This is a genomic window from Rhizobium sp. SRDI969 (assembly GCF_025152725.1).
GTDB classification, from domain to species: domain Bacteria; phylum Pseudomonadota; class Alphaproteobacteria; order Rhizobiales; family Rhizobiaceae; genus Rhizobium; species Rhizobium leguminosarum_I.
Genome location: NZ_CP104035.1, coordinates 2,174,017 through 2,191,372 on the forward strand (window position 1 = coordinate 2,174,017; position 17,356 = coordinate 2,191,372).

17 protein-coding genes are annotated in these 17,356 nt (G+C 62.1%); 6 read left to right on the forward strand and 11 right to left on the reverse strand.

The genetic code is table 11. The annotated features are described in order from the left end of the window. Positions 1-60: 60 nt before the first annotated feature. The 3 genes from grxD (at position 61) to N2A41_RS11015 (ending at position 3,056) form a co-directional block, all read left to right on the forward strand. Positions 61-396, forward strand: a complete 336-nt coding sequence (gene grxD, locus N2A41_RS11005) for a Grx4 family monothiol glutaredoxin (protein ID WP_017964491.1) — start codon at positions 61-63, stop codon at positions 394-396. Positions 397-533: 137 nt separating this feature from the next. After that, positions 534-1,739 (forward strand): multidrug effflux MFS transporter, encoded by a 1,206-nt coding sequence (locus N2A41_RS11010; RefSeq protein ID WP_032985091.1) that lies wholly within the window; start codon positions 534-536, stop codon positions 1,737-1,739. 36 nt (positions 1,740-1,775) lie between these two features. Further along, complete coding sequence (locus tag N2A41_RS11015; protein ID WP_222385145.1) at positions 1,776-3,056, forward strand: multidrug effflux MFS transporter; 1,281 nt, start codon at positions 1,776-1,778, stop codon at positions 3,054-3,056. A gap of 191 nt (positions 3,057-3,247) precedes the next feature. On the opposite strand, the gene N2A41_RS11020 is transcribed toward N2A41_RS11015, so the two are convergent. The 10 genes from N2A41_RS11020 to N2A41_RS11065 form a co-directional block, all read right to left on the reverse strand. Beyond that, complete coding sequence (locus N2A41_RS11020) at positions 3,248-4,072, reverse strand: inositol monophosphatase family protein (RefSeq protein ID WP_260110935.1); 825 nt, start codon at positions 4,070-4,072, stop codon at positions 3,248-3,250. A 40-nt stretch (positions 4,073-4,112) separates the two neighbouring features. After that, positions 4,113-4,940: an inositol monophosphatase family protein gene (locus N2A41_RS11025; protein WP_017964496.1), complete on the reverse strand. Its 828-nt coding sequence runs from the start codon at positions 4,938-4,940 to the stop codon at positions 4,113-4,115. 47 nt (positions 4,941-4,987) lie between these two features. Continuing rightward, positions 4,988-5,857 carry a tRNA 2-thiocytidine(32) synthetase TtcA gene (gene ttcA, locus N2A41_RS11030; RefSeq protein ID WP_170255794.1) on the reverse strand — a complete coding sequence of 290 codons (870 nt, stop codon included), beginning with the start codon at positions 5,855-5,857 and terminating at the stop codon, positions 4,988-4,990. 60 nt (positions 5,858-5,917) lie between these two features. After that, complete coding sequence (locus N2A41_RS11035; RefSeq protein ID WP_260110936.1) at positions 5,918-6,847, reverse strand: glutaminase; 930 nt, start codon at positions 6,845-6,847, stop codon at positions 5,918-5,920. A gap of 102 nt (positions 6,848-6,949) precedes the next feature. Continuing rightward, positions 6,950-7,567, reverse strand: a complete 618-nt coding sequence (gene rpsD / locus N2A41_RS11040; protein ID WP_017964499.1) for a 30S ribosomal protein S4 — start codon at positions 7,565-7,567, stop codon at positions 6,950-6,952. Positions 7,568-7,791: 224 nt separating this feature from the next. Continuing rightward, positions 7,792-9,306 carry an ATP-binding protein gene (locus N2A41_RS11045; protein WP_260110937.1) on the reverse strand — a complete coding sequence of 505 codons (1,515 nt, stop codon included), beginning with the start codon at positions 9,304-9,306 and terminating at the stop codon, positions 7,792-7,794. A gap of 178 nt (positions 9,307-9,484) precedes the next feature. Next, positions 9,485-10,285 (reverse strand): glutamate racemase, encoded by an 801-nt coding sequence (gene murI / locus N2A41_RS11050; RefSeq protein WP_222385150.1) that lies wholly within the window; start codon positions 10,283-10,285, stop codon positions 9,485-9,487. Further along, a complete protein-coding gene (locus N2A41_RS11055; RefSeq protein WP_222385151.1) occupies positions 10,266-11,096 on the reverse strand; it encodes an RNA methyltransferase in 831 nt (276 codons plus the stop codon). The genes murI and N2A41_RS11055 overlap by 20 nt, the downstream gene beginning before the upstream one ends. A gap of 4 nt (positions 11,097-11,100) precedes the next feature. Continuing rightward, positions 11,101-13,140, reverse strand: coding sequence for an FUSC family protein (locus N2A41_RS11060; protein ID WP_260110938.1), 2,040 nt, complete (start codon positions 13,138-13,140; stop codon positions 11,101-11,103). 97 nt (positions 13,141-13,237) lie between these two features. Continuing rightward, entirely contained in the window at positions 13,238-13,765 is a 528-nt protein-coding gene (locus N2A41_RS11065) for a hypothetical protein (protein ID WP_170281249.1), read from the reverse strand. A 187-nt stretch (positions 13,766-13,952) separates the two neighbouring features. On the opposite strand from N2A41_RS11065, the gene N2A41_RS11070 reads away from it, so the two are divergent. The 3 genes from N2A41_RS11070 (at position 13,953) to N2A41_RS11080 (ending at position 16,397) form a co-directional block, all read left to right on the forward strand. Then, complete coding sequence (locus tag N2A41_RS11070) at positions 13,953-15,164, forward strand: NADP-dependent isocitrate dehydrogenase (RefSeq protein WP_260110939.1); 1,212 nt, start codon at positions 13,953-13,955, stop codon at positions 15,162-15,164. A 71-nt stretch (positions 15,165-15,235) separates the two neighbouring features. Next, positions 15,236-15,682 (forward strand): GNAT family N-acetyltransferase, encoded by a 447-nt coding sequence (locus N2A41_RS11075; protein WP_017964508.1) that lies wholly within the window; start codon positions 15,236-15,238, stop codon positions 15,680-15,682. An 88-nt stretch (positions 15,683-15,770) separates the two neighbouring features. Beyond that, on the forward strand, positions 15,771-16,397 hold the full coding sequence (locus N2A41_RS11080) for a glutathione S-transferase family protein (protein WP_017964509.1): 627 nt from the start codon (positions 15,771-15,773) through the stop codon (positions 16,395-16,397). A gap of 46 nt (positions 16,398-16,443) precedes the next feature. Here N2A41_RS11080 and N2A41_RS11085 read toward each other — a convergent pair whose 3' ends face one another. Further along, the gene (locus N2A41_RS11085; protein WP_260110940.1) at positions 16,444-17,295 is read right to left on the reverse strand and encodes an AraC family transcriptional regulator; all 852 of its coding nucleotides are present in this window, start codon (positions 17,293-17,295) and stop codon (positions 16,444-16,446) included. Positions 17,296-17,356 lie beyond the last annotated feature (61 nt).

The following is a 17,356-nucleotide window of genomic DNA, read 5'->3' on the forward strand; positions in this document are numbered from 1 at the left end:
TTTAAAGGCAACGATTGAAACGGTGGGCCTTTAACCCGCCTGTTGAAAGGATTAGGTCCCATGAGCGGTATTCACGAATTCATCGACAACGAAATCAAGAGCAACGACGTCGTCCTCTTCATGAAGGGCACGCCGCAGTTTCCGCAGTGTGGTTTCTCCGGCCAGGTCGTGCAAATTCTCGATTACATCGGCGTCGACTACAAGAGCGTCAACGTGCTCGCCGATTCGGAAATCCGCCAGGGCATCAAGGAATACTCCAGCTGGCCGACAATCCCGCAGCTTTACATAAAGGGCGAGTTCGTCGGCGGCTGCGACATCGTCCGGGAAATGTTCCAGGCTGGTGAACTGCAGCAGCACCTCCAGGAAAACGGCATCGCGGTGCGCGCCGCCTCCTGACCGGTCACCGGGCGTCCGCCCGGTTTCCAAATCTGTATCTTGAGTCCGAGGCGCTGCGGCAAGCAGCGCCTTAGCCTGTTTATGGGAATTTCATTGTGACAGATTCATCACAAGCCGTGTCCGCGGGCCGCCTGCCCATGGGCAAGCGAGAATTTATCGCGCTCGCCGCCTTCCTGATGGCCGTCAACTCTCTGGCGATCGACATCATGCTGCCGGCCTTGCAGCAGATCGGCGCCAGCCTCGGCGTCGAGAGCGAAAATCACCGGCAATTCGTCGTCTCCACCTATCTGCTCGGCTTCGGCTGTGCCCAGCTGTTCTACGGGCCGCTCTCTGACCGTTTCGGTCGCCGCACGCCGCTTTTGATCGGTCTCGTCATCTATATCCTGTCCGCCATCAGTATCGTCTTCGTGCCGTCCTTTGCAGGGTTGCTCGCCCTGCGCTTCGTGCAGGGCGTCGGTTCGGCCGCAACCCGCGTCATCACCGTCTCCATCGTTCGCGATATCTATGGCGGCCGGCAGATGGCCGAAGTCATGTCGCTGATCATGATGGTCTTCATGATCGTACCGGTCATTGCGCCCGGCACCGGCCAGATCGTCATGTTCTTCGGCAACTGGCACCTGATCTTCCTCTTCATAGCCACCATGGCGACTGGTATTGCCGTCTGGGCCTATCTCCGCCTGCCGGAAACATTGCATCCCGCCAATGTCCGTCCCTTCACCGCCCGCTCGATCTTCGGCGCCTTCAAGCTGGTGCTGACCAATCGCGTCGCGCTCTGCTACACCATCGCCAGCACCTTCATCTTTGGCGCGCTGTTCGGCTTCATCAATTCGGCCCAGCAGGTCTATGTCGGCATTTACGATCTCGGCGTCTATTTCCCCTTCGCCTTCGCCGGCGTGGCGATCTTCATGTCGCTGTCGTCCTTCTTCAATTCACGCTTTGTCGGCAAGCTCGGCATGCGCCGGCTGTCGCACGGCTCGCTCATCGGCTTCATCGCCATCAACGCCATCTGGCTGATCGTCCAGATGGCCAGCACTGAGCCGATGCCCTTCGCACTGTTCATCTCGTTCTTCGGCCTTGCCATGTTCCAGTTCGGCTGGATCGGGTCAAACTTCAATTCGCTCGCCATGGAGCCGCTCGGCCACGTCGCCGGCACCGCCTCCTCGGTCCTCGGATTCATGAGCACGGTCGGCGGCGCCCTCATCGGCGCCGGCATCGGCCAGGCCTTCGACGGCACCGCGCTGCCGATGGTCGCGGGTTATTTCTTTGTGTCGATCATTGGCCTTGTCTTTGTGCTGATCGCCGAGAAGGGCCGCCTCTTCCAACAGCAGAACCCGGCCGTCTGAACGGCCGGCCTCCCTCGCATTCGGAATCTCAATTACATGACGCCGTCGCATAAACCGCACCAGGAAAACCAGGGCTCCGGCCGCATCGGCATGGGCTTTGGCGAATTCGTCGTCACCATCGCCATCATGACCGCCAGCGTCGCCATGGCAATCGACAGCATGCTGCCGGCTTTGCCCAATATCGGCAATTCTCTCGGCGTCACCAATACCAACGACGCGCAGCTGATCATCGGCGTGTTTTTCTTGGGATTCGGCGTCTCACAGATCTTCTTCGGCAGCCTTTCGGATACGTTCGGCCGCCGCAACATCCTGCTCGGCGGCCTCGCCTGCTATGTTGTCGGAATGTTTGCCGCCGCAGCAACCGGCAGCTTCGAAATGCTGCTCGTCATGCGCTTCATTCAGGGTGTGGGCGGTGCTGCTGTGCGCATAACGACCATGGCCATGGTACGCGACTGCTTCGGTGGCCGCGAAATGGCCCGCGTCATGTCCTATGTGATGATCGTCTTCATGATCGTGCCGATCGTTGCCCCCTCCGTCGGCCAGCTCATCATCCTCTATGCCAACTGGCACTGGATTTTCATCCTGCTCGGCATCATCGCCACCGTCCTGTTCGTCTGGGCTCTCCTGCGGCTGAAGGAATCGCTGCCGCCGGAAGAACGGCTGCCGCTGTCGGTCGGCTCTGTCGTCGATGGCTTCAAGACCGTGCTCACAAACCGCATCACCTGCGGCTATATGATCGGCCTCACCATGTTTACCGGCGTCATCAGCGCTTATGTGATCTCGGTGCAGCAGGTGTTCGGCGAGGTCTATGGCCTTGGCGACTGGCTGCCGATCGCCTTTGCGGCCACCGCCGGCGGCATCGCCGTCGCCAATTTCGCCAACGGCTTCTTCGTGCGCAAATTCGGCATGCGCCGCATCTCGCACGCTGCCCTGCTGATCTTCACGGCGCTGTCGGCCATCGGCTTTTTCCTCGCACTGGCCGGCAAGCCGGATTTCGCCGTCGCCTACGGCATCTTCTCCATCGTATTGATGATGTTTGCCGTGATCGCCACCAATTTCACCGCCATCAGCCTCGAGCCGATGGGCAATCTCGCCGGCACGGCAACCGCCATCACCGGCTTCGTTTCGACGACGGCCGGCGCCATCCTCGGCGGCCTGGTCGGCCAGATGTTCAACGGCACGGTGCAGCCGCTCTTCGGCGGCTTCGCGCTCTTCGGCACGGTGACGATCGCCGCCACCCTCTGGGCGGAAAACGGCAAGCTGTTCACCCACCCCGGCGACAGCCCGCAGATCGATCCGGGTGCTGCCCATTTTTGAATGCGAAGAGTGCTGGACCCGGCGGATTAGTTTGTTGAGAACCTCGCTCCCATTCGGCGTCATCCTCGGCCTTGTGCCGAGGATCTGCTACATATCAAACTGACCGCAGATGCTCGGGACAAGCCCGAGCATGACGAAAGAGGAACTGGCCGACTGTCTCAGCAGTCTGAAGCTCACCGAAACGGCATGGTTCAGACCGTAAAGACCTCACGCCGCAGCACGTCCCAGGAGGCCTTGTCGGGGGTAATCAGCAGCCCGCCATCGAGATGATGCGGCAGGTAGGCCGAGCCGTCGAAGCGCGCCGCATAGGCGCCTGCCTCCTGCGAGATCAACGTGCCGGCAAGGTGATCCCAGGGCATCAGCTTGTTGTACATGAGGTAATGCACATGACCGCCGGCAAAGGTGCGGTATTCGTGGGCGGCGCAGCGGTAATTGGTGAGGAAGCGCACCTTGGCGAGGTTGGCGAGCACCTCGGCGCGCTTTTCCTTCGGCAAGTAGCCAGTCGAGGCCATGCCGACCATGTGCTCCAGTTCGACGGGCGCTGCGACCGACAGCCGCTCGGCACCGCCATCAGGCCGCCGCAGCCAGGCACCGCCGCCCTTTTCCGCCATCACCCAGTCGTCGCCCATCGGATCATAGATGATGCCGGCAATCGTCTCGCCGCCGGAGATGACGGATGCCATGACGCCGAAGGCCGGGATGCCGGCGGCGAAATTGAAGGTGCCGTCGACCGGATCGACGACGATCGCGAGATCGGCATGCTCGAGGCTGCCAAGCAAATCAGGATCGGCCGCGACCGATTCTTCGCCGAGGAACAGCGCGCTCGGCCAGAGTTGGGCAGCTTCCGCCTTGATCATCCGTTCCGCCTGCTCATCGGCCTCGGTGACGAGATCGGTCGCCTCGCTCTTGGCGCGCACGTCGTTCTGGCCGAGCCGGCGAAAGCGCGGCAGAATCTCCGCCTTCGCCGCGCGGCGCAGCAGATCGGCAAGAACGGTCACGTCGACAATCGAAGTCATGTCAAATCCTCACGCTCAGGTCTCTCAGGAGAAGCTTGAATCAGATGCCGACGATCTCGCGCCGGATGAGCTGCCAGCTCTCCCGGTCGGGCGCAGAGATGATGCCACCCGTCGTCTCGCCGGGGCGATAGGGCGTGCCGTCGAATTTCGCCGTATGGCCGCCGGCCTCCTGATGCGCGAGCACGCCGGCCAAGTGGTCCCAGGGCATCAGCTTCGCATGGCCGATGAAATGCATCTTGCCGGAAGTGACCATCCAATATTCGTAGGCCGAGCAGTTGAAGGCGAAGGTCATGCGGATCTTCGCCATGTTGGCGCAGATACGGGCGCGATCCGGTTCGTCCATGTGGCTCCATGACAGGCCACCGACCATCTGGTTCAGGCTAGCAGGCTCGGCGACCTTCAGCTTTGTCGACTGCCCGTCCCGACGTTTCAGAAAGGCGCCTGCCCCCCTGATCGCGGTCACTGTGTCGCCGAGAACTGGATCGTGAATAATGCCGGCGACCGTTTCGCCCCTGACGGTCACCGCCAACATGGTCCCGAAGACAGGAAGCCCGGCGGCGAAATTGAACGTCCCGTCGACAGGGTCGATGACGAAGGCGAGCTCGGCATCGGCAAGGGCCGGCACGACGGACCGGTCGGCGTCATAAGCCTCCTCGCCGACGATGAGTGCTGCGGGAAAGCGCTCTCTCAGCGCCGCGGTGATCCGCTGTTCGGCAAGCAGGTCAGCCTGCGTCACCAGATCGATTGCCGACGTCTTTTCCGAAACATCGGCAGCGTCGAGATTGCGGAAACGCGGCATGATTTCGGCGCGCGCCGCCTCCCTGACGCAATCGCCGAGAAAGAGAATATCCTGATCTGAAATAGTCATGCGAAATCCTGTCCGTCATATAATGAGCAGCCTGCTTAGCTGGCTTTTCATGAAGGATCGGTGACACCAAGGGTGGAAAAGTCGAAGAGTTTCGGGTCGAGCAGATGCGACGGGTTCACATGCGAAAGCGCCCGCAGCATCGTATCCTTGCGGCCCGGCATCCGCCGCTCGATATCGGCGAGCATGTCCTTCATCGCATTGCGCTGCAGCCCGTCCTGCGAACCGCAGAGATCGCAGGGGATGATCGGAAACTGCATGGCGACGGCGAATTTCGCGAGGTCGTCCTCAGCTGCATAGGCCAGCGGCCGCAGCACCATCAGATCGCCCTCGTCGTTCAGAAGCTTCGCCGGCATCGAGGCGAGCCGGCCGCCATGGAAGAAATTCATGAAGAAGGTTTCGAGAATGTCCTCGCGGTGATGACCGAGCACCAGCGCATCGCAACCCTCTTCCCGCGCGACACGATAGAGATTGCCGCGGCGCAGCCGCGAACAGAGCGAACAATAGGTGGCGCCTTCAGGCACCTTCTCCTTCACGATCGAATAGGTATCGCGATACTCGATCCGGTGCTGAACGCCGATCTTGGTGAGATAGTCCGGCAGCACGTGTTTCGGGAAGTTCGGCTGGCCCTGGTCGAGATTGCAGGCGATGAGTTCGACCGGCAACAGCCCGCGCCATTTGAGATCGAGCAGCAGCGCGAGCAGCCCGTAGGAATCCTTGCCGCCGGAAAGGCCGACCAGCCAGCGCTTCTGGCCCTTCAGCATATCGAAATCGTCGAAGGCCTGGCGCACCTGCCGCAGCAGCCGCTTGCGCAGCTTGTTGAAAGAGACGGAACGCGGCGCATCGGCAAACAGCGCATGGCCGCTGGTGTCGGCTTCGCCGGTTTCCAAATCATCGGCGATGTTGGCTGCGATATTCATTGCTTCGTCCTACAGAAATTCCACATTTGCTCTAGCAGAAACCCGCCTGGCAACACAGCGTCAATCGCCGAAAACCGACCAGCCGGTGCGCGCTGCGAGCATTTCCAACGCCGCTGCGCCGAGCTGCGAATTGCCGACCTTGTTCAGCCCCGGCGACCACACCGCGATCGAGGCGATGCCAGGCGCCACCGCGAAGATGCCGCCGCCGACGCCGCTCTTGCCGGGCAGGCCGACATGATAGGCGAAGTCGCCCGAGCCGTCGTAATGACCGCAGGTCAGCATCAGCGCATTGATGCGACGCGCCCGCTTCGGCGAGACCACCGAATGGCCGGTCGTCGGATTGCTGCCGCGCGCCGCCAGGAACAGCCCGGCGCGGGCCAGCTGCTCGCAGCTCATCGACAAGGCGCATTGATGGAAATAAACGCCGAGCACGTGATCGACGGGATGGTCGAGATTGCGGTAAGCGCGCATGAAGTTGGCAAGCGCGAAATTGCGGTATCCCGTCTGCGTTTCCGAGCGCGCCACCTTGTCGTCGATGGTGATCGACTCGTCATCGGCGAGATAGCGCACGAAACGCAGCAGTTCGCCGATTGCCTCGCGCGGCGCATGGCCGGCCATGACGACGTCGCTGACGGCGATGGCGCCGGCATTGATAAATGGGTTGCGGGGGATGCCGCTCTCGTGTTCGAGCTGGACGATAGAGTTGAAAGCCGATCCGGAAGGTTCGCGCCCGACGCGCTTCCACAGCCCCTCGCCGACCTTGCCGAGCGCCAGCGTCAGCATGAAGACCTTCGATATGCTCTGGATCGAGAAGACGGTATCGGCATCGCCGACACGATAGACCCTGCCGTCGACGGTGACGATCGCCATGCCGAACTGCTTCGGGTCGACCTTGGCGAGCTCGGGAATATAGTCCGCGACCTTGCCCTCGCCGATCCGCGGCTGGATATCGGCGTAGATGCTATCGAGGGTCGCCTGCAAATCTGCCATTGCTTCTCTCCAGCTCGCAAAAAAGCCGCTCGAAAGAGCGGCTTTCCGTATATCGACGCATGCTGTTGTCTCGCAATCGGTTTCGACTGCGAGACGAATGCATTAACGCGAATAGAATTCGACGACCAGGTGCGGTTCCATGACGACCGGGAACGGAACGTCGCTGAGTGTCGGAACGCGGCCGAAGGTTGCGACCATCTTATGGTGATCGACTTCGATGTAGTCGGGAACGTCGCGCTCGGCGAGGCTGACGGCTTCCAGAACGATCACCAGCTGCTTCGACTTTTCGCGAACCTCGATGACGTCGCCGGCCTTGCAGCGGTAGGAACCGATGTTGACGCGCACGCCGTTGACCGAGACGTGGCCATGGTTGACGAACTGACGGGCAGCAAAGACCGTCGGAACGAACTTGGCGCGATAGACGATCGCGTCGAGGCGCGATTCCAAGAGGCCGATCAGGTTTTCAGAGGTGTCGCCCTTGCGGCGGTCGGCTTCGGCGAAGATCGCGCGGAACTGCTTTTCGCGCAGGTCACCGTAGTAGCCCTTGAGCTTCTGCTTGGCGCGCAGCTGCACACCGAAGTCCGAAAGCTTGCCCTTGCGGCGCTGGCCGTGCTGGCCCGGGCCGTATTCGCGGCGGTTCACCGGGGACTTCGGACGGCCCCAGATGTTTTCGCCCATACGGCGGTCAATTTTGTACTTGGACGATTCGCGCTTGCTCATCGTATTTCCTTTCAAAGGTTTAAGACGGCTTGTTGCCAAACCGCACGAAGGAAACACGCCCTCCTCTGATCTCTGCCGAGATCCGACAGGATGTTCCGGTTAGCGAACAGAAACGATCCACGGGACATGTCAAATGAAACACCGGACATTGCTGCCCGGTGCTTGCGGCGGTCTTTAGAGGGCCGTCATGAAAATGTCAACAGCGGCAAACCCGGAAAGCGCCACTATTCCGCCGCCAGCGGTTGGTCCCCGCCAGCATCAGGCGCGTTGGCGTCGCCCGGCGCCGTCTGGCAGTCCATGTCCGGGAAAGCGACGATACGCTTGCCGGAAAAATCGGCGTGCACGACGATGATGCCCTGCTCCTCGAAATAGCCGAGCAGGCGCCGCGCGCGACGGGCGGAGTGGGTGCCGTAGGCGCGGGCTATGCGGGCGTCCGACGGGCACGGCTCGCCGCAGACGGCGGCCTTGGCGAGCATCAGGAAGACGCCCTGCAGGTCGTCGGTGACACCTGAAGACAGCGACAGCGCCGTCGCCCAGGCATCGGTCGCAGCTGTCGTTGCGTCGACGCCGGAACGTGAGATCGCCACACGCCGGCGGAAATCCGGCAGCGCGATCGGCGGTCCCGGCACGCGACGCATGCGCAGCCTTACCAGAAAATCCTGGTAGAGCACCGAATCGGTACGGAAGGCGGAGGTGGGATCGTCGAGGATTTCGGCAAGCACGCCAGCCAGGCGCTCCTTCCGCTCCTCGGCGGAGACTTCCGCCTGGCTCGCCCTCGCCTCGGCAGGTACCGCCGATGCCGCCGGCGTCGAGCGCGAGAGTTCGGCCAGAATATCGGTCGTCGGCCGCGGCGCCGGCGGGGCACGGCGCACCAGCGGCCGCTGGAATTCCTCCGGATCGGGCGTGAAGATCAGATCCTCGACATCCTGAGGCGCATCCGGCAGCGGCATCAGCTTCGGGCTGGAAGAGCGCGCCGAGGTCTCCACCGCGCCGATCTGAATCGGCAGCGGCCGGCGCGATAGCGCCGGTCCGAGGGCGACGAAATTGCCGCGCTTCAGGTCGCGGAACATCTCGGCCTGGCGCCGGTCCATGCCGAGCAGGTCGGCAGCGCGCGCCATGTCGATATCGAGAAAGGTGCGGCCCATCAGGAAGTTCGAGGCCTCAGCGGCGACGTTCTTGGCGAGCTTGGCAAGCCGCTGCGTCGCGATCACGCCGGCAAGGCCGCGTTTACGCCCGCGGCACATCAGATTGGTCATCGCGCCGAGCGACATCTTGCGCGCATCTTCCGAGACATCGCCGCCGACCGACGGCGCAAACATCTGCGCCTCGTCGACCACGACGAGAACCGGATACCAGTATTCGCGATCGGCATCGAACATGCCGTTGAGGAAGGCGGCGGCGGCGCGCATCTGGTCTTCGAGATCGAGGCCTTCGAGCGTCAGCACGCAGGAAACGCGATGCTGACGGATGCGGTTGGCGATGCCCGCCAACTCCCCTTCTGTGCGTTCACCATCTACCACGACATGGCCGAACCTGTCGCTGAGGGTGACGAAATCACCCTCTGGATCGATGATGACCTGCTGCACCCATTGCGCCGACTGCTCGAGCAGGCGGCGCAGTAGATGCGACTTGCCCGATCCGGAATTGCCCTGCACGAGCAGACGGGTCGCCAGCAGCTCCTCGATATCGAGCGTCGCCGGGCTGCCGGACGCCAATCCCATATCGATGCCAACCTGCAATGCATATCCTCGCGACGAAGAGACTCACATGAATGAAGCGCCATTCTTCCGAAACGGCATCGCCCCGTCTATCAAAGAATGCGCGGTTTTTCAGGACTGGATTTCGCCAACCCACAGGACAATTCCTGGCTTCATCCGAGAAACTGATCCAGCGCCGTGATCGCGCTTCTTCGCCGAGCTACGCCCTCAAGCCGAATCCCTGCATCAGCCGCCGGGTCGCAAAATCGGGATCGCCCGAGGTGAGCACCGCGAAGTCAACATTGTCGGGATGCACAGCGTCTGCAACCAGCGGCACCAGCGTGCGGGCGCGCCGCGCGATCGCTTCGGCGGGGTCGAGCCAGTCGACCGGCCAGGGCGCAAGCCGCCGGAAAAGATTGGCCATGAAGGGATAATGCGTGCAGGCGAGCACGACGATATCGGTCTTTCGGCCGTCCTTCTCGACGAAACACTGGTCGATTTCGGCAAGCACGGCGTCGTCGGAGACGGCGTCGCCGCGAATATAGGCTTCCGCCATGCGCGCAAGGTTCTCCGAGCCGACGAGCCGCACATGGCATTGCTGGGCGAAGGACTGGATGAGATCGCGGGTATAGGCGCGCTTGACTGTGCCCGGCGTCGCGAGCACCGAGACGAGGCCGGAGCGCGTACGCTCCGCCGCCGGCTTGATCGCCGGCACGGTGCCGACGAAGGTCATCTGGGGAAAAGCGGCGCGGAGATCGGCGCCAACCAGCGTGAAGGCGGTGTTGCAGGCGATGATGCAGACTTCGGGATCGTGCTCTTCGAGCAGCCGGCCGAAAAGCCCGATGATCCGTTCCTTCAGCGCCTGTTCCTCCCAGCCGCCATAGGGAAAGCCGGCATCGTCGGCGACATAGATGAAACCGCGTTCCGGCATCAGCACACGCGCCTCGCGCAAGACGGTGAGCCCGCCGATGCCGGAATCGAAGACGAGGACGGGTTTCAGCTCATGCGTCGGCGCTGTCATCGGGCGGTGTTTCCTTGGCCGCTATGGGGAACCGGCCACCGCGCGGGCTCTTGCGCGAGAAGCGGTCGAGGGAGGAGATGACGCCGCGCAGCACGCTGATTTCCTGCTCCGTGAAAGCCCGGCGGGATAGAACAGCGCGTAGATTGTCGACCATTTTCGGCTTTTTCCCGGCAGGGTGGAAATAACCGCGCACATCGAGCGCCTCCTCCAGCTGGTCGAACAGGCCGAACAGCTGTTCCTTGGTCGAAGGTGTCTGCCCCATCGCCTGGAAGGGCACGGCGCCGAGATCCTCCATGCCTGATTTCATCCATTCATAGGACATCAGCAGCACCGCCTGGGCGATGTTCAGCGAGGCGAAGGCCGGATTGACGGGAAAGGTGACGATCTCGTCGGCAAGCGCCACCTCCTCGTTGGTCAGCCCCCAGCGCTCGCGCCCGAAGAGGATGCCGGTGCCCTCGCCAGCGCGAAACCTCGCCCGGAGCGTCTCGGCGGCGATGACAGGCGAACGCACCGGTTTGTAACCGTCGCGCTCGCGCGCCGTCGTCGCATAGACGAAATTGAGGTCGGCGACCGCCTGCTCCAGCGTATCGTAGACCTTTGTCGCCTCGATGACGTGATCGGCCTTGGAGGCAGTCGCCAAGGCTTTCTCGTTCGGCCAGCCGTCGCGCGGATTGACGAGGCGCAGTTCTGCAAGGCCGAAATTCGCCATGGCACGCGCCACCATGCCGATATTCTCGCCCATCTGCGGCTCGACCAGAATGATGGCCGGCCCTTCGGCCAGAAGTTGACGCTCGCTGTTCGTGCCTGCCATGGTTCTATCCCTGTTTCGAGCGCGCAATAACCTCGCCCGGTGCAAACGGCAAGACGTCAGCCTGCGGATAGAGCCTTTCCAGCGCCGAACCGATCATTTCGAGCCCCAGCCTGGTGCCCTCGCGCGACAGCGGCAGATGCCGTCCTGTCGTCCGCGATGCCTTGCGCTCGATGAAGAAAGCGGTCGAGCCTTGCGCGGCCGCATCTTTCATCAGCGCCAGATCCGTCGCGATCAGCCTCTTCAGTGCGTCGGCCTCGGCCGGCGCTGTGGAACTCTTCGCCAGGATGCGCGACCAATAAGTGCAGGAGAGGAAGATCGCCAGCGTCTGGCGGATCTGGCCCGGCCGCGTCACCACCGACCAGGACGAGCCGAGCGGCTTGGCGGCCACCGTCACGTCGCGGTAGCAGGCATCGATCTTCTGTGACAGGGCGATCAACTCGAAGCCGCTCTTGCCCTCACCGATCGCGTTCAGCAGGTCCTCCAGCGCCTGGAACCAGCGGGCAAGTGCCGCATCGAGCGCACCCCGGGTGCGGGCCGGAAAGACCAGGAAGGCGACTGCCGTTCCGGCCACCGCGCCGATCATGGTCTCCCCGATGCGCAGCTGCAGCAGGTCGAGCGTCAGCACGCCGGTCATGCCATAGACCAGGCAAAGCACGATCGAGATGAAGAAGGTCATCGTCGCGTAGGAAACCTGCAGGAAATAGAAGGCGAGGAAAATGCAGACGGCCGCAACCGGAATGGCGATCGCCAGCTGCCCCGAAATCAGCGTCGCCAGCACAAGGCCGATCGCGATGCCGAACACCGTGCCGAGCGAGCGCGACAGCGCCTTCATCGCCGTGTCGCCGCGCGAATTGGTGTTGGTGAAAACGAGGAAGGAGGAAAGCACCGCCCAGAACCAGCGTTCGCGCGACAGAAGCAGACCGAAGCCCATGGCGAGCGCCGAGGCGAGCGTGATCTGCAGCGCCGACCGCAGCAGCGGATTGGCAAAGGAAAAGTCGATCTTTTCAGACTGCGCAGTGTCCCTGACGGCATCGATGCCGGCAAAGCCGGAGGTCTGCCCCTCGCCGATCGCCTGCGTTAGCTGCTGCCGCGCCTCGCCGAGCCAGAGAAGCGCCCGCACGGTTTCGCCTTGCGGCTCGTCCCTGATGGCTTCCGCCATGGCGCTATAGGCTGCAAGCTCGGCCGCATCCGCCTCGATCACCGCATGGACGAGTGCGAAGGGCGGCTGGCTCTGGAAGCTCAGCACGATCGCACTCTCGGCGGCAAGATGCGCATCGAAGAGCCGGATCGCCAGCTCCGCGGCGGGATCGGCGGTGGCATCGAAAACCCCGCCGGCCGGGCGCGGAATGAAGGTTTCGGCCATCAGCACCACTTCCTTCAACCGGTCTTCCAGCTGGCGCAGCTCCTGCCTGTCGGCTTCGCCGATCTCGGCGTCACCGGCTAGGGCGGCGAGCTTGAAGAGTATCTGGTTGATCCGGCCGCGCACGCTTTCGAGCGAGCGCAGCAGGTCGCGCCGCCAATCATCCGGCAGGAGCACAGCTCTCACCAGGTGCCCGAAGAGCACCGAAACGACGGGGCCGATCGCCACATCAGGCAGTTCGGCAAGAGAAGGCCGGAAATAAGATCCCATGAAATAGGAAGTGAAGGCGAACATGCCGATCGCAAAACCGCGCGGCCCGAACACGCGGCCGGCCGAGGCGAGCGCGATCACCACCAGGAAAACGAGATCGGAGAGAAAACGCCGATCCTCAAGGCCCGCCGCGATGGCGACGACGCCAACGCTTGCGACGCAACCGAAGAGCCGCGTCACCAGTTGGCGCGTATTGCCCTTGTCGCGAACCGCCACCCCGCCCTCGATCGACAGCACGATGCCAAGGCCGAAAGCTGCCGTCGGCAGCGGCAGGATGAACATCTGGATGGCAAGGAGAATCAAGAAGGAGAAAACGATCGTCAACGTTACCCGCGAGGCCATGCGCAGACGCGAGAGCGCCGGATCGTTGGCAAGCAACCAGTCGCGGAACTGAAAACCGGAAAACAAATGCAAAAGCCCCTCATGCCGCCCAGGGATCAACAGATACCGCCGCAGGAGCGGAAATCAAACCGCCCGAGATCGAATCCCAGTGCTTGCGAATGTCGCGCGCCTATTGGCCCTTGGCAATCAGCGCCATTGTCGTCTTGAGGGAATCGCGCGCCTGCGTTTCGATATTCTCGGTGACGATATCGTCGATGACGGGTTTGCTGCCTTCTTCGACCACGAGGAAATGAACAGTCGTATAATCTTTGGCATCGGGCGCATCCGAGCAGGCGGATTTTCGGAAGCGCACCGTCACCTCGGCCACCCCGTTGACCGGCGGTGCCGCGACCATCGTCAGATCCTCCAGCGGGCAGGCATCCTGGCCATTGACGATGACGTCGTAGTCGAAGGGCGAAATGCCGTCGTCGTCGATGGCGGGAAACTGCGCCGCCGCCTGGTATTTCGCGACGAAATCACGGCTGTAGAGATGGTCGAGCCGGCCCGCATCGAAGATGTCGGTCCAGTCGCTGTTGTTGTCGGCCCAGTTGCTCTTGGTCGCCTCCATGATCTCCTTCACGGGAGCAATGATGTCGGCGGCGTGACCGTTGCCGGAAAAAGCGATAAGGCTTGCGATTACAACGGCGATTGTCTTCATGGTCGAATATTCCGGGGGCAGCAGTTGGGCCGGAGACTAGCCGAAATCTGACACTTGGCAATGGCGGCAAAAACGCATTCCGAAACCGGTTGCAGCTTTGCGTTCCCGGTTCACAATGCTATAGCCCTCCTCATCACGTCACCCACCTGGGACCATGTCCCCATCCAAGCTCGAACGAGGCAGATACATGAACAAGATCAAGGTCGCCAATCCCGTCGCCGATCTCGATGGCGATGAAATGACGCGCATCATCTGGCAGCTCATCAAGGATAAGCTGATCCATCCGTACCTTGACCTCGATATCGACTATTTCGACCTCTCGGTCGAAAACCGCGACGCCACCAACGACCAGGTCACCGTCGACGCCGCCAACGCCATCAAGAAGCACGGCGTCGGCATCAAGTGCGCGACGATCACGCCGGACGAAGCCCGCGTCAAGGAATTCAACCTCAAGGAAATGTGGAAGAGCCCGAACGGCACGATCCGCAACATCCTCGGCGGCGTCATCTTCCGCGAGCCGATCATCTGCAAGAACGTGCCGCGCCTGGTTCCCGGCTGGACCAAGCCGATCGTCGTCGGCCGCCACGCGTTCGGCGACCAGTACCGCGCCACCGATTTCAAGTTCCCCGGCAAGGGCAAGCTGACGATCAAGTTCGTCGGCGAAGACGGCACCGTCATCGAGAAGGAAGTCTTCAACGCACCGGGCGCCGGCGTTGCCATGGCCATGTACAACCTCGACGAATCGATCCGCGAATTCGCGCGTGCTTCGATGATGTACGGCCTGATGCGCAAGTGGCCGGTATATCTGTCGACCAAGAACACCATCCTCAAGGCCTATGACGGCCGCTTCAAGGACATCTTCGAGGAAGTCTACGAGAGCGAATTCAAGGATCAGTTCAAGGAAGCCGGCATCACTTACGAACACCGCCTGATCGACGACATGGTCGCCTCGGCGCTCAAGTGGTCGGGCGGTTACGTCTGGGCCTGCAAGAACTATGACGGCGACGTCCAGTCCGACACCGTCGCTCAGGGCTTCGGCTCGCTCGGCCTAATGACCTCGGTTCTGCTGACGCCCGACGGCAAGACGGTCGAAGCCGAAGCCGCTCACGGCACGGTTACCCGCCACTACCGCCAGCACCAGAAGGGCCAGGAAACCTCGACGAACTCGATCGCCTCGATCTTCGCCTGGACCCGTGGCCTGGCGCATCGCGCCAAGCTCGACGACAATGCCGAGCTTGCCCGCTTCGCCGCGACGCTCGAAAAGGTTTGCGTCGACACCGTCGAATCCGGTTTCATGACCAAGGACCTGGCGCTGCTGATCGGCCCCGACCAGCCGTGGCTCTCGACCACTGCCTTCCTCGACAAGATCGACCAGAACCTGCAGAATGCCATGGCGTAAGCCGGCCTTTCCGAGATAACATCGAAGCGGCGGGGATTTCCCCGCCGTTTTCATTTTGGGAGAATGAACCGATGACGGCCATCCTGCGACCGCTCGAATCCTCGGACCGCGCCGCTTGGGAACCCTTGTGGGAGGCCTATCAGCGCTTCTACGAAGTGGTCATCCCGCCCGAAACCACCGATCTCACCTGGGCTCGTTTCCACGATCCTGACGAACCGATGCATGCGCTGGGCGCCTTCGACGAAGACGGCCATCTTGTCGGCATCGTCCATGCCATCTTTCACCGCTCCTGCTGGCTGCCGCAATGGACCTGCTATCTGCAAGATCTCTATGTCGACAACAGCCACCGCGGGCTCGGCACCGGTGCCGCATTGATCGAGGCCGTCGCCGATCTTGCCCGCGCAAACGGTGCAGGCCGACTCTATTGGATGACGCACGAAACGAATGCAACGGCCCGCCGGCTCTACGACAGGATCGCCGAGCGCTCGGGTTTCATCCAGTACCGCAAGACGCTTTAAAGGCCTGGGGTTGCACAAGGGCCCCGCCGCACTATTGATTCCGGGGAACGGCAAGGCCGCAGAATAACGGGAACACGAGGAGGATCTCATGACTGAAGATTTGGTATTCTATACGAACCCGATGTCGCGCGGCCGCATCGCGCGCTGGATGCTGGAGGAGATCGGCCAGCCCTATCGCACCGAACTCCTGACCTTCGGCGAGACCATGAAGGCGCCGGAATATCTCGCGGTCAATCCGATGGGCAAGGTGCCGGCAATCCGCCACGGCGATACCATCGTCACCGAATGCGCGGCGATCTGCGCCTATCTCGCCGAGACCTTCCCCGAAAAGGCCCTGGCGCCGAGGCCGGAGGAGCGCGCCCGCTATTACCGCTGGATGTTCTTTGCCGCCGGTCCGCTCGAATCGGCGGTGACGATGAAGGCGCTCGGCTTCGAAATTCCGAAGGAACGCCTTCGCATGGCCGGCTGCGGCGGTTTCGGCGATGTCATGAACACGCTTGAAATGGCGGTCTCGGGCTCGACCTATGTCGCCGGCGAGCGCTTCACCGCCGCCGACGTCTATGTCGGCGCCCATATCGGCTGGGGCCTTGGTTTCGGCAGCATCGAAAAGCGCCAGGCCTTCGTCGACTATTTCGGCCGCATCAGCGAGCGTGAGGCCTACAAGCGCGCGAATGAGTTGGACAACGAGGCAGGCAAGACGATGCAGGCCGCTTGACCCTGAAACCGGCGCGGCTGCCAGACCGCGCCGGGGATATCCGCCGTCAGACAAGCGGCATGTGAATGTCCGTCAGAAGCTCGGTCGGCGGCACCTCGCGCGGATTGTTGAGATACTCCTCGAACATGACCCTGTCCTTCAGCTGCCGACCGGATTTCGGCAGCCATTCTGCAAAGAGCCATTGATAAGACTTGGGCATATTGGCATAGGGACCCTTGTGGCGCAGCACCGCATAATCGCCGCCGTCGATCGTGCGCCGCTCGAACGGCGCCGCCGCCGGCACGTCGGCAGCGCCGGTGACGCAGGCGATCGAGCGCAGCTTTTCCTCCGGCACGATATCGGGATCGTCGAGATAGATGCCGATCATCCGCATCTCGGGCTTGGCAAGGCCGCGGGCGTAAAGCGTGCCGAACAGCGTCTCGAAGGCTTTGTCGATATGCATGTAGGAACCGGTATGAAGCACACCGATCAGCTCGATCGGTCCGATCTCACGTATGGTAACGTCTAACATGACTTTGGTCTTTCCGTTGGGTGAGGGTTCAAAGGCTGTGTGGCTTCCCCCTTTCCGATAGCGCGCCGGCGGCATGCCGTAGACCGACTTGAAGATACGATTGAAGGATTGGAGATTGGGATAGCCTGATCGCTTCGCAATTTCGCTGACGGCAAGCTCCGTGCGGACGATCTCGCCCGCCGCGTGATGCAGCCTGAGCCGCTTGACGGTGGCCGCCAGCGTCTCACCGTAGATCGCCCGGTAGATCCTGTGCCAGTGATAGCTCGACATGCAGGCGATCTCGGCAAGCCGCTCCATATCCAGTTCCTCGTCGAGGTGGTCGTGAATATAGGCCGAAACCCGTCTCAGACGGTTTTCATAAAGTACCCATGCCGTTTCGCCATTCATGTCGGAACCTCGTGCAAATCGATCGGCTTGAGAGAACCATAGTCCGATTTGACAAATCCTG